The sequence below is a fragment of the Embleya sp. AB8 genome (genome assembly GCF_049739465.1).
Classification (GTDB): Bacteria; Actinomycetota; Actinomycetes; order Streptomycetales; family Streptomycetaceae; genus Embleya.
This window is the reverse complement of the sequence record NZ_JBMHHY010000014.1, coordinates 47240-59486: the sequence shown is the minus strand read 5'-3', so window position 1 is coordinate 59486 and position 12247 is coordinate 47240. Positions and strand designations below refer to the sequence as shown.

General features: G+C 71.3%; 13 protein-coding genes. 9 read left to right on the top strand and 4 right to left on the bottom strand.

The window, feature by feature from the left end:
• The first annotated feature begins 210 nt into the window (after positions 1-210).
• Positions 211-363, top strand: coding sequence for a hypothetical protein (locus ABIA38_RS21680; RefSeq protein WP_424640400.1), 153 nt, complete (start codon positions 211-213; stop codon positions 361-363).
• 119 nt (positions 364-482) lie between these two features.
• On the opposite strand, the gene ABIA38_RS21675 is transcribed toward ABIA38_RS21680, so the two are convergent.
• Both ABIA38_RS21675 and ABIA38_RS21670 read right to left on the bottom strand, forming a co-directional pair.
• The gene (locus tag ABIA38_RS21675) at positions 483-737 is read right to left on the bottom strand and encodes a hypothetical protein (RefSeq protein ID WP_424640399.1); all 255 of its coding nucleotides are present in this window, start codon (positions 735-737) and stop codon (positions 483-485) included.
• 49 nt (positions 738-786) lie between these two features.
• Complete coding sequence (locus ABIA38_RS21670) at positions 787-2091, bottom strand: MFS transporter (protein ID WP_424640398.1); 1305 nt, start codon at positions 2089-2091, stop codon at positions 787-789.
• Positions 2092-2220: 129 nt separating this feature from the next.
• On the opposite strand from ABIA38_RS21670, the gene ABIA38_RS21665 reads away from it, so the two are divergent.
• The 6 genes from ABIA38_RS21665 to ABIA38_RS21640 all read left to right on the top strand — a co-directional run bounded on the left by ABIA38_RS21665 (position 2221) and on the right by ABIA38_RS21640 (position 7556).
• A complete protein-coding gene (locus ABIA38_RS21665; protein ID WP_424640397.1) occupies positions 2221-3081 on the top strand; it encodes an acyl-CoA thioesterase in 861 nt (286 codons plus the stop codon).
• A 42-nt stretch (positions 3082-3123) separates the two neighbouring features.
• Positions 3124-3498: a VOC family protein gene (locus ABIA38_RS21660; RefSeq protein ID WP_424640396.1), complete on the top strand. Its 375-nt coding sequence runs from the start codon at positions 3124-3126 to the stop codon at positions 3496-3498.
• A gap of 195 nt (positions 3499-3693) precedes the next feature.
• Positions 3694-4599 (top strand): SDR family oxidoreductase, encoded by a 906-nt coding sequence (locus ABIA38_RS21655; RefSeq protein ID WP_424640395.1) that lies wholly within the window; start codon positions 3694-3696, stop codon positions 4597-4599.
• A gap of 163 nt (positions 4600-4762) precedes the next feature.
• Positions 4763-5503 carry an alpha/beta fold hydrolase gene (locus tag ABIA38_RS21650; RefSeq protein WP_424640394.1) on the top strand — a complete coding sequence of 247 codons (741 nt, stop codon included), beginning with the start codon at positions 4763-4765 and terminating at the stop codon, positions 5501-5503.
• Positions 5504-5625: 122 nt separating this feature from the next.
• Positions 5626-6942: a sensor domain-containing protein gene (locus tag ABIA38_RS21645; protein ID WP_424640393.1), complete on the top strand. Its 1317-nt coding sequence runs from the start codon at positions 5626-5628 to the stop codon at positions 6940-6942.
• Positions 6906-7556: a LuxR C-terminal-related transcriptional regulator gene (locus ABIA38_RS21640; RefSeq protein ID WP_424640392.1), complete on the top strand. Its 651-nt coding sequence runs from the start codon at positions 6906-6908 to the stop codon at positions 7554-7556. The genes ABIA38_RS21645 and ABIA38_RS21640 overlap by 37 nt, the downstream gene beginning before the upstream one ends.
• A gap of 31 nt (positions 7557-7587) precedes the next feature.
• On the opposite strand, the gene ABIA38_RS21635 is transcribed toward ABIA38_RS21640, so the two are convergent.
• A complete protein-coding gene (locus ABIA38_RS21635; protein ID WP_424640391.1) occupies positions 7588-7875 on the bottom strand; it encodes a hypothetical protein in 288 nt (95 codons plus the stop codon).
• A gap of 462 nt (positions 7876-8337) precedes the next feature.
• On the opposite strand from ABIA38_RS21635, the gene ABIA38_RS21630 reads away from it, so the two are divergent.
• Positions 8338-9774, top strand: coding sequence for a hemolysin family protein (locus ABIA38_RS21630; protein WP_424640390.1), 1437 nt, complete (start codon positions 8338-8340; stop codon positions 9772-9774).
• On the top strand, positions 9771-10838 hold the full coding sequence (locus ABIA38_RS21625; protein ID WP_424640389.1) for a hemolysin family protein: 1068 nt from the start codon (positions 9771-9773) through the stop codon (positions 10836-10838). Before ABIA38_RS21630 ends, ABIA38_RS21625 begins: the two co-directional genes overlap by 4 nt.
• Positions 10839-10879: 41 nt before the next feature.
• Here ABIA38_RS21625 and ABIA38_RS21620 read toward each other — a convergent pair whose 3' ends face one another.
• Positions 10880-12025 carry an epoxide hydrolase family protein gene (locus tag ABIA38_RS21620; RefSeq protein ID WP_424640388.1) on the bottom strand — a complete coding sequence of 382 codons (1146 nt, stop codon included), beginning with the start codon at positions 12023-12025 and terminating at the stop codon, positions 10880-10882.
• Between the last annotated feature and the right edge of the window lie 222 nt (positions 12026-12247).

The window sequence follows — 12247 nt, the reverse complement described above, 5'->3', positions numbered from 1 at the left end:
GCCACAACCTGATGAAGCGGCAGCGTAGCGGAAGCGCTGTTGACACGTGTCGCATGGGGGCCGGCAAAACCAAATCTTGACCCTTTCCGCACGGGGCCGAACGCGCCGCGCGCCCGACCGGATCGCTCCGGCCGGGCGCGCGGTCGGCTCCCCCGGGTTCGACCGCCGTACGACTGGCCGACCGCGCAACGCGTCCCGCTCGCCCGGGAGTTGCCGGCGGAGACCGAGTTGCCGATCGACGTGGTCGCCGAACGCGCCGGCTGCGGCGGCGCGGCCACACTGCGCCACCACTTCCTGCACCGCCGCGGCAGCACACCGCACAACCACCGGCGGACGTTTCGCCCACGCGGCAACCCGGCGTGACCGCACACCGCCGGGCCCGAACCGCGCGGCCGGGGCCGGATGTCGGTGCGGGCGCGTAGCCTTCGTGGTTCGACGGTCCGGTCCGGCGCTCTCTTGCCCCTGTTCGGACCGGGCCGTCGTCAGGTCAGCTTCGCGGCGGCGCGCAGCGCGCGCATGATCTTGAACCGGTTCGGGCCGAGCACCATCATCGGGTGCGCGTGCAGGGCGTGTATGGCGTTGCGTTCCGCCCGGACCGCCGCCGACCACTGCCGGGTCAGTTCGGCGTCCAGCCGCCCGGGGTTCTCCCGAGCGAACGTCGTGACCGCGTCGGCCGCGTGATCGCGCTCGCGCTGGAGGGCGATCAGCTCCGCCGGGATTTCCGCCGTTTCATACATGCCGATCATCGTAGGTGGCCGAATGCCCGCGACCTAGGACATGCGTGCCTCACACGTGCGGCGAATCCCGCGGCTCCCCCTCGGCCGAGTCCGAACCCGGATCCGCACCCGGATCCACGACCGGACCCGGATCCGCGACGGGTACCGGCTCGACCGCCGCCTCCGGCGCCCGCTCGCCGCGACCCGCCGCGCAGTACAGCGCGACCGCGCCGCCGAGCAGCGCCGTGCCCAGCAGGATGATCCGGTGGTCGAGCACCGCCAGCAGCCCGGCCACCCCGACGATGGCGAGCGCCGTCGGCGCGAACATCAGCGTCCCGGCAGTGGCCGCGACCCGCCCCACCAGGTGTCCCGGCGTCTCCCGCTGCAGCACCGTCATCGCCGCGATGTGCACCGCCGGCAGCCCGAACCCGATCAGCGCGCTGCCCGCGAGCACCCCGGGCAACCACGCGACCGCGCGTACCCCCACGCCGACCGCGAACAGCGCCAGCCCCAATGTCGCGAACCCCCGCGCGCCGAGCCGCCGGATCAGCGCACCCGCGCCGAGTCCGACCACCACCGATCCGGCGCCCTGCGCGGTGTACAGCACTCCGACGAACGCGGGCGAACGCCCCAACCCCCGGTCCACCACGGCGTAGATCGCGCCGCTGCTCAGCCCGGACACCACCATCGCCAGCCCGCCCGAGCACACCAGCCGGCGCAGCGGCCGATGCGCCCACAGATACCGCACCCCCTCCGAGGTCTGCCGTAACCACCCGGTGTCCGCCCGCTCGCGCACCGGCTCCTCGAAGCGCATCAACCCGAACACGGCCGCCGCAAGCACGAATGTGCCCGCGTCCAGGAGCGCCACGGTGTGCCCGCCCGACCAGGCGAACAGGCCCGCGCCCGCGAGCGGCGCGATCAGTTTCATCCCCTCAGCGGCGCTGAGCCGCATCCCGTTCAGGTCACCGAGCAGGCCCGGCGCGATCCCGGCGGACAACGCCGTCGACTCGGCCGCGTCCAACAGCACAAAACCGAAGCCGTAGCCGAGCATCACCGCGAACAGGATCCACACCTGGGCCCGCGAGTGCACGGTCAGCGTCGCGGTCAGCAGTACGGCGAGCACCACGTTGGCCGCCAGGAGCACCCGCTTCGCGGGCAGTCGATCCGCCACCGCGCCGATCAGTGGCCCGAGCAGGGACGGCGCGAACACACCGAGCGCCATCAGTGCGGCGATGCTGTCCGAACCGGTCAGCGTCTTCGCCCAGACCCCGGCCACCAGGGTCATCGCACTGCTGCCGAAGCTGGAGACCACCACCCCGCCCAGATAGAGCCCCGCGTTGCGGTCCCCGAGCACCTTTACCGCACCCCAAGCCACGCCGTCACCACGCCCCTCGTCGTCGATCGCGCCGGCCGCCTTGCTGTACTGACGGTCATGAGCAGCGCCGTCAGCCAGTTCGTGGAAGAAATTGAGCCTACTGGACTCAAGTCCGATTCGGTTGAGTCCATGGGACTCAAGTCAGACCAACGTGAGCCTGCCCAGCTCAAGTTCGAGCTGTTCGAGGGGAAAAGCCCCGATCCGGACGCCCTTCGGGTGTTCGGCGGCTGGCTCGTCGCACAGGCCCTGGCCGCCGCCGGGGCCACCGTGGGCGCCGATCGGGTGCCACACTCCCTGCACACGTCGTTCCTGCGGCCGGCCGATCCGACCTTGCCGCTGACCTACCGGGTCACCCGGACCCTCCAGGGCCGCACGCTGAGTCACCGTCAGGTGGACGTGCTCCAGGCGGACAAGGTGCTCGTCCACCTCGTCGCCTCGTTCCGGGTGACCCGCCCCGAGAGCCCGTTCGACCACGCGCCCACCGCGCCGGCGATGCCCGACCCGGAAACCCTGCCCACCCTCGCCGAGCGGCTGGCCGCGCTGGACGGTCCGCTGCGCCGGCCGGGGTTGGTCCGGCACAACCCGGTGGACCTGCGCTTCGTCGAGCCGCCGAGTTGGGCGGACGAGACCTTCACCGCGCGTCCCGCGCACAACGCGGTATGGGGGCGCGTGGACGGCGAACTCCCGGACCGCCCGCTGTTGCACGCGTGCGCCATCGCGTACGCGACCGACCTGAACATCCTGGACACCCTGGTCCTGCCGCACGCGAACGCGCTGGGCCGGCGCTGGATCCCACGTGCCAGCCTGGACCACACGATCCGCTTCCACCGGCCGTTCCGAGCGGATCGATGGTGGCTCTACGACCAGGAGGGCACCACGCTGCACGCCGCGCACGGCACGGTGCACGGCCGGTTGTTCGACGCGGCGGGGACGCTGTTTGCGACGGTGAGTCAGGAGGCACTGTTCGGCGAACCGGTCGAACACCGGTAACCGGGCCGCCGACGGCCGGCGGTCGCAGCCGAGGGAGTGCGCATGTTGCAGGTCGGCAAGGTCTCGCTGAACGTGAACGACCAGGACGCGGCGAAGCGCTTCTGGGTCGAGAAGATGGGCTTCGAGGAGGTGATGGACACCCCGATGGGCGAGGCCGGCAGCCCACGCTGGATCGAGGTCCGCGCGCCGGGCGACGGCATCACCCTGGTGTTGTTCAGCCATCGGTTCGACATGGAGAAGGTCGGCGCCCTCAACAACGTCCTGTTCGCCTGTGACGACGTACCGCGCACCTACCGGGAACTGGCGGCCAAGGGCATCGACTTCCCCGACAAACCCGCGCAGCAGGAATGGGGCTGGTGGGCCACCTTCCGCGACAACGAGGGCAACTTCTACGGCCTGACCGAGCGCAACGCCTGACCACCACGCCGCCCGGCGCGCCGCCGAGGCGGTGCGCCGGGCGGTGCGGTGGACCTCGGTCGTCGGCCCGCGCCTCTCGATTCCTGTGCGCCGTTGGGATATCCCAGGGTGTGCCGGCGGACGGGCCGCTCCTCGACCACGACGGTCCGGTCGCGCCCGACACCGCCCCACCCACGACACCGGGAGCTGACCCGCATGACCGAGGTATCCGAGGCATCCGACGGCATCATCGGCCTGCCCGAACCGCCCGCCCTCGGCGCGAGCGCGCTGCCGGTCGGCACCTACGCGGGCCGCACGGTGTTCGTCACCGGCGGCGGCACCGGCCTGGGCAAGGCGATCGCCGTCGAGTTCGGCCGACTCGGCGCGGACCTGGTGATCGCCAGCCGCAAGGCGGACCACCTGGACGCGGCCCGCGCGGCGCTCGCCGAGGTCGGCGCGAAGGTGCACGCCGTGACCTGTGACATCCGCGAGCCCGAGCAGATCGCGGCGGCCTTCGACGCGGCCGGCGAGACGTTCGGATTGCCGGACGTACTGATCAACAACGCGGCGGCCAACTTCCCGGTCCCCGCCGAGGAGATGTCGCCCAACGCGTGGCGCACGGTGGTGGACATCACCCTCAACGGCACCTACTTCTGCGCCCGCGAGTTCGCCCGCCGACACCTGGCGGCGGGCACCCCGGGGTCGATCGTCAACGTCGGCGCCTCCTACGCCTGGACCGGCGGCCCGGGCTTCGCGCACAGCGCCGCGGCCAAGGCGGGTGTCAAGAACCTGGTCGAGACGCTCGCCGTGGAGTGGGGCCCGTACGGCATCCAGGTCAACGGCCTGGTCCCGGGCCTGTTCCCGCACCAGGACATGACCGCCGACATCAAGGGCAATCTGGCCGGCACCCACGACAAGGACCCGTGTCAGCCGGCCATGCGGGTCGGCCGGCTGCGCGAACTCGGCTGGGCCGCGACCTTCCTGGCCTCGCCCTACGCGCGCTTCGTGGCCGGCCACACACTGGTCGTCGACGGCGCCAACTGGCAGCGCCGCGGCCTGGTCAACCCGCCGGTGGTCACCGTGCGACAACAACTGGGCAAGGGCCCGTTCGAACTGCCGTGAGCCCGAGGCGGATCGACGCAGGCCGGGAGCCCGCGTACGGCCTGCGACCAAGCCCGAAACCGCGTCCGCCCGGGAAACCTGTCGCGAATCGTCGGGTATCCGGTTCAGGATCCTGCTCGCGAGCCCCAACGCGACACCGAACAGCACCCCGAGGAGCACCACCATGGCAAACATCGTTCTCGTCCCCGGCTACTGGCTCGGCGCCTGGGCCTGGGACCGGGTCGCCGAGCCGCTGCGCGCCGCCGGCCACGAGGTCCTCGCGATCACCCCGCTCGGCCTGGAGCCCGACCGCACCGACGTCACCGGGATCGATCTGGCCGCGCAGACCCGGGCGCTGATCGGCGAGATCACCACCCGCGAACTCACCGAGGTGGTCCTGGTCTGCCATTCGGGCGGCGCGTTCATCGCCTACGAGACGCTGGACCAAATCCCGGACCGGATCGCCCGGATCGTCTACGTGGACGCCGGCCCGTTGGCCGACGGGATCTCCCTCCTGGACGTCTCGGACCCGGCCGAGCGGGCCCGGATCGAGGCCGAGGTGGCCACGCGCGGCGACGGCCGGTACACCAGGGACTGGGACCCGGCCACCGACCCGAAGATGCTCGACGGGCTCTCCCCCGCCGACCTGGCCCTGCTGCGCGAGCGTGCGGTGCCCCAGCCCTACGCGGTCGCCGCGAGCCCCCAGCACGTCACCGACCCGGCCCGCCTCGGCGTACCCGCGCACATGATCACCTGCATGTTCCCGGCCGAGCAGATCGAGGCCATGCGCGCCGCCGGCCACCCGTTCCTGGCCGAGTTGGTGGCGGCCGAGCACAGCACGGTGCACGAATTGCCCACCGGCCACTGGCCGATGTTCTCCCGACCGGCGGAACTGGCCGTACTGCTTGCGACCATCGCCGGCTGACCCGGGTGCCGGGGTGGGCCTGGACCCACCCCGGCTCGGGGTGCCACCCCAGTGCCCTGCACACTCTTCGCCCGGGACACTGATGCCACCGGCATCGCACGCACATCCACGGGAGGACACCCATGAGCACGCTCACGCCGCACCGCGCCGATCCACCGGCGACCGGGTGGCGGCTCGGTCGGGCCCTGTTGTCCGCCTGGCGCGGCTTCGCTCTGGTGTTCCTGTCGGTGCCCACCCTCGCGTTGTTCATCTGCTGCGTCGTCTTTCTGTGCCTGGTGCCGCTGGGTGTCGGCCTGGCCTTCTTCTTCCCGCTGATGTTGCTGCTGCGCGCCACCGCCAACCTGACCCGGAACGCGATGCACTCGTGGGCCGGCGTGCCGATCGCCGTCCCGTACCTGCCCCTGCCGCGGGGCAAGGGCGTCACCGGACTGTGGCAGCGCACCGCGCGGATGGTCACCGAGGCGGCCAGTTGGCGGGACCTGCTGTGGGCGCTGCTCTATCTGCCGTCCAGCCTGCTGCTGGCCTGCTTCCCGATGTTGCTGATCGTCGACGGCCTGCACGGCGTGCTGATGCCCTTCCTGTGGGAGATCGCCTACCGCCACCTCTCCGACGGGCAGTGGTACACGTTCATCAAGGTGGACAGCTCGCAGCGGGCCAACCTCGCGGTGCCGTGGGGCCTGGTCCAGATCGTCGCGGGCGTCGCCGTGGCGCCGTGGTTCGAGCGGGTCAACGCGCTGTGGAACCGGTCCCTGCTCGCCCCCACCAAGCAGGCCGAGCTGGCCCTGCGGGTGCAGCACCTGACCGAGAGCCGGACCGACGCGGTGGACGCCTCCGCGGCCGAGCTGCGCCGGATCGAGCGCGACCTGCACGACGGCGCGCAGGCCCGCCTGGTCGCGATGGGGATGAACCTGGGCGCCGCGGAGGCACTGCTCAACACCGATCCGGAGGCGGCCCGCGTGCTGCTCGCCGAGACCCGGGCGGCCTCCGCGAAGGCCCTGCACGAACTGCGCGACCTGGTCCGCGGGATCCACCCGCCGGTGCTCTCCGACCGGGGCCTGGCCGACGCGGTGCGCGCGATCGCACTGGAGAGCCCGCTCGACGTCGCCGTCACCGTCGACCTGCCCGCGCGCCCCGAGCTGCCGCTGGAGTCGGCCGCCTACTTCGCGGTCACCGAGGTGCTCACCAACGCGGCCAAGCACTCGGGCGGACAGCACGTGGAGATCGATCTGACCTACGCCGACGGCAGGTTGCGGATCACCGTCACCGACGACGGCACGGGCGGTGCCGATCTGATGAACGGCACGGGCCTGCGCGGGATCCAGCGCCGACTCGATACATTCGACGGAACGCTCGCCCTGAACTCCCCCGTGGGCGGCCCGACGACTGTGATCATGGAGTTGCCGTGCGACTTGTCCTCGCGGAAGACCTCGCCCTCCTGAGGGACGGGCTCGTCCGCCTGCTCCAAGCCCACGGCTTCGACATCGTCGCGGCCGTCGACAACGGCCCCGAACTGCTCAGGGCCCTGGTCGAGCATCGCCCCGACGTCGCGGTCGTCGACGTGCGACTGCCGCCGACCTTCACCGACGAGGGCCTCCAGGCCGCCCTGGAGGCCCGTCGGCAGGTCCCGGGGCTGCCCATCCTGGTGCTGTCGCAATACGTCGAGCAGCTCTACGCCCGCGAGTTGCTCGCGGACGGCACCGGCGCGGTCGGCTATCTGCTCAAGGACCGGGTGTTCAACACGGACGAATTCGTGGACGCGGTCCGCCGGGTGGCGTCGGGGGGCACCGCGATGGACCCGGAGGTGATCTCCAAGCTGCTGGCCCGCAACGTGCGGGACAAGCCGCTGGCCCAGTTGACCGCGCGCGAGCGCGAGGTCCTGGAGCTGATGGCGGAGGGCTGCTCGAACGCGGCGATCGCGGGCCGGCTGTTCGTCTCCGAGGGCGCGGTGAGCAAACACACCACGAACATCTTCGCCAAGCTGTCGATCGACACGTCGGACGAGACGAATCGACGGGTGCTGGCGGTACTGGCCTATCTCAACGGCAACAGCTGAGCGGTACCACCGCAGCGCGACACCCCGGGGTTCACGAACCGGTGGTCAGCCGCAACAGCCGGTCCCGTTCCTCCTCCACGATGCGCTGGGCCCGAAGCACGACCGCTTCGGGCACCCCGTCCGGCAGTTCGCCAAAGTCGCGGAAGCGGCGGAGGTCGCGTGGACGAACACCCGTGATGTCGTAGGCCTTCAACGCGGCGAGCGACACGGCGTAGTCGTCGAGTGTGCGAGGCATGGTCTCCTTCTCGCGCGCTGAGAGGTCCGATCCGGGCACCTCGGGCGAGCCGGCATCGGCCGGATCAGGGCTGCTGTCGTACACGCTGCCCCCGTCTGATGTTGTCAACGTCATTGCGGCGGTGCGGGTTCCCGGTACCAATCTTCCGGACGGAAAGGCGCGGGTCGCTCCCCCGTACGGATGAACTTCGCGACACCTGTGGCAGGAGACGCCGTCGTTCGCTACTTCCCTCGCCGCAGTACGGGAGTCTCCGCACCCGACGAGCCTGATCACCTCACGGTGTTCGAGGACGCACAGATTGTCATGACGCGGGGTGGAAAGCCAAGCATCTTTGGATACCGGTTCGAATCCGACCCCCTTCGTCCGCTTCCGTGCCCGGGCCGGCGGGAACAACCGCGCGCGATGATACGTTCGTCCCGGTAAGTGTTTTGCCCCCGATTTACCTTGTGAGCAAGGAGCGTGCGTGTCCGCCCAAGAGACGGACCCCCCTAGTACCGGTCCCTCCCGAGACGGTGATCGAAGCCGCGACGTCCGGGAGGCGGTCTCATGACCGCGGCCCTGGGCATAGCCGCGATCGTCGTGCTGACCCTGGGAACCGGATTCTTCGTCGCCCAGGAGTTCGCCTACGTGGCGGCCGATCGCAGCCTGTTGCGCCGCCGTGCCGAATCCGGCGACAAGGCCGCGACCCGGGCACTGGTCGTCACCGGTCGATTGTCGTTCATGTTGTCCGGTGCCCAGCTGGGCATCACCGTCACCGCGCTGCTGGTCGGCTTCATCGCCGAACCCGCGCTCGCCGCGGTGATCTCCCCCCTCCTGCACCTGATCGCGGTTCCTTCCGGCGCGGTCCCGGTGATCTCGCTGATCCTCGGCTTCGCGGTGGCCACCGCGATCCAGATGGTGCTCGGCGAGCTGGTCCCCAAGAACTGGGGCATCGCCGAACCCGAGCGGGTGGCGATCCTGCTCGGCGGCCCGACGCTGGTCTACCTGAAGGTGGCCGGCCCGCTGATCCGCCTGTTCGACACCCTGGCCAACCGCATCGTGCGCGCGATCGGCATCGAACCGGTCGAGGAATTGCACGGCGGCGCCACCACCGAGGAACTCGCGCACATCGTCGACGAGGCCGGCCGGGACGGCGACCTCGATCCCGGCCTGTCCGGGATCCTGCGCCGCGCGATCGCGTTCGGCGACCTGACCGTGGACCAGGTGATGGTGCCGCGTCCGGACGTGGTCCGGGTGCGGGCCGAGACCACCGCCGCCGAACTGATCGAGCTGGTCGCCGAGTGCGGCCACTCGCACTACCCGGTGGTCGGCGAGCGGGTCGACGACGTACTGGGCGTGGTCGGCGTGGCCTGCCTCCTCGAGGTGGCGCCCGAGGACGCCGAGTCGGTTACCGCCGGCTCGATCGCGCGCCCCGCGCTGCTCATCCCGGACACCGCGGGCCTGGCCTCGCTGCTCGAGCAACTGCGGGCCGCACACGAGGAGTTCGCGGTCGTCCTGGACGAACACGGCGGCCTGGCCGGCATCGTCACCTACGAGGACGTGGCCGAGGAACTGGTCGGCGAGATCGCCGACGAGAGCGACGACGAGGAGCCCGTGGACACCGAGCCGGAGGATGGCTGGTGGCGGCTGGACGCCGGACTGCGGGTGGACGAGACCGAGCGGATCGTCGGCGCCGAACTGCCCGACGGCCCCTATGACACCCTCGGCGGCCTGGTCATCGCGCATCTGGGCCGACTGCCCGAGGTGGGCGACCGGATCCGGGTGCCCGACCCGGACGAGGTACACGCCGGCCGGGCCGTCGACGAGGACGACGAGCCGATCCGCTACACCGAGATCGAGGTGCTCGAGGTCGAGCGGCACGTACCGGCCCTGGTTCGGGTTCGGGTGCTGACCTCGATCCCGCCGTTCTCCCGCGACACCGCGGAATCTTCCGAATGGGGCGCCGACCGGCGCTCCCGGCGCCACACAGAGGTGACCGCATGACCCCGTCCCTGGCCGCCGGCGGCGGCCTGGGCTCGCTGGAGCTGGGCCTGTGGCCCGCGCTCGCCGTCACGATCGCGCTGCTCGTGGGCAACGCGTTCTTCGTGGCCGCCGAATTCGCGATGGTGGCCGCCCGCCGGCATCGTCTGGAGGCCCTGGTCGCCGAGCGCAAGCGCGGCGCGAAGTCGGCCCTGGCCGGCGTCCGCGAACTGTCCCTGATGCTGGCCGGCGCCCAACTGGGCATCACCATGTGCTCACTGGGCCTGGGCATCGTCTCCGAACCGGCCATCGCGACCATGCTCGATCCGCTGTTCGACGCGGTCGGCATGCCGGTCACCGCCGGACACGCGGTGGCCTTCGCGATCGCGCTGGTGGTCGTGGTGATCCTGCACATGGTGCTGGGCGAGATGGCGCCCAAGTCGTGGGCGATCGCCGGCCCCGAGAAGGTCGCGCTCGTCCTCGCCCCGTCGTTTCGCAGTTACACCCGGGTGGTCCGGCCGCTGCTGCGCGCGATGAACTCGATCAGCAACGCGATCCTGCGCCTGGCCCGGATCGACCCCAAGGACGAGTTGTCCCACCCCAAGGACGCCGAGGGGCTGCGCCGCCTGGTCGGCGAGTCGCGTCGGCTCGGCCTGATCGACAGTTCGTCGCACGACGTGCTCTCCGGCACGCTGCGCACGCACACCGAGCCGCTGGCCCGGTTGGTGGTGCCGGCCGCCGAGATCGACTCGGTGCCGGCCGGCGCGGGTCCGGACGAGATCGCCGCGGTCGCCCGCCGCAACGGCCGCAACCGGCTGCTGGTGCACAGCGAGGACGGCACCCTGTTCGGCGTCGTGCACATCCGCAAGGTGCTCACGTCCCGGACCCGGACCTCGGGCAACACCGCCGGCGAACTGGCCACCTCGGTGCTCACCCTCGGCGTGGACACCCCGATCCAGCGCGCGGTGGCCGCCCTGCAGGAGCGCCGCGCGTCCCTGGCCCTGGTACACGCGGCCGACGGCACGCTGGTCGGTCTGGTCGGCCTGGACGACCTGCTCGGCAGCGTCCTGGGCGCCCGGGCGGCCTGAGGCGTGCTGCGGGCCGCGTCGCGACGCGGCCCGCAGCACGCTCAGCGCACCAACCGGAAGAAGCGCCGAACCTCCGCCACGAAGGTCTCGGGCTGCTCGAAGGCGGCGAAGTGGCCGCCGCGGTCCGGCTCGTTCCAGTAGCGCAGATCGGTGAAGCGCTTCGCCGCCCAGCGCCGCGAACTACGGATGATCTCGTGCGGGAAGATCGAGCACCCGGTCGGCACCCCCACCTCGGACAGGTCCGGGCTGCGAAAGCTCTCCCAGTAGAGCCGGGCCGAGGACGCGGCGGTGTCGGTGAGCCAGTACAGCGTCACGTTGTCCAGTATGTGGTCGCGGGAGAGCGCGTTCTCCGGGTGCCCGTCGCAATCCGTCCACTGCTGGAACTTCTCCACGATCCAGGCGAGTTGCCCCACCGGCGAGTCGGCCAGGCCGTAGCCCAGGGTCTGCGGCCGGGTGGACTGGATCTTGCTGTACCCGGCGCCCCACTCGGAGTGGGTGCCCAGATCGGCGAGTGCCCGCTGCTCGGCCGGCGTCGGATCCCGCATCGCCTCGGCGTCCGGCATCGCCACCGGCATGTTCAGGTGGATCCCCACCACGTGTTCCGGGTCCTGCCGGCCGAGCGACGCGGTGACCATCGAGCCCCAGTCGCCGCCCTGCGCGCCGTAGCGCGCATAGCCCAGATCGGCCATCAGTCGGGCCCAGGCCCGGGCGATCCGGTCGACCCCCCACCCGGTCTCGGCCGGCCGGTCGCTGAAGCCGTAGCCGGGCAACGAGGGCAACACCACGTGGAACGCGTCGGCGGCATCCCCGCCGTGCGCGGTCGGATCGGTCAACGGCCCGATCACGTCCAGGAATTCGATGATCGAACCGGGCCAGCCGTGGGTCAGAATCAGCGGCAGCGCGTCCCGGTGCGGCGATCGCGCGTGCAGGAAGTGCAGGCCCAGGCCGTCCAGTTCGGCCCGGAAGTGCGCGTGTGCGTTGAGCCGGGCCTCGGTCTTGCGCCAGTCGTGGGTGGTCCGCCAATACTCGGCCAACTCCCGGGTGTACGCCAGCGGGATCCCCTGCGACCAGTCGGCCACCGGTTCGGCCTCCGGCCATCGGGTACGCGCCAGCCGCTCGCGCAGGTCGACCAGTTCGACCTCGGGTATCTCGATCCGGAACGGCGTGATGTGCGACGGGGTGGACATCGGTCGGCAACTCCATCCGCGGTGGGGAGCAGTGCGTCGGTGCGTACTCAACCCGAACCCGCGAGCGTTGACCAGAGCGGCCCGGGCCCGGCACGCACGAGTTCGACCCCGCTCCACCGAGTGAGTCCGCGGTCCTTCGTATGGGTGAAGTCCGGGTCCGACCCGCCCCGGCGGCCGGCGCCGGGGCGGCTCGGCCGCCAGGTTGGTGATTTCGTCCCGCCT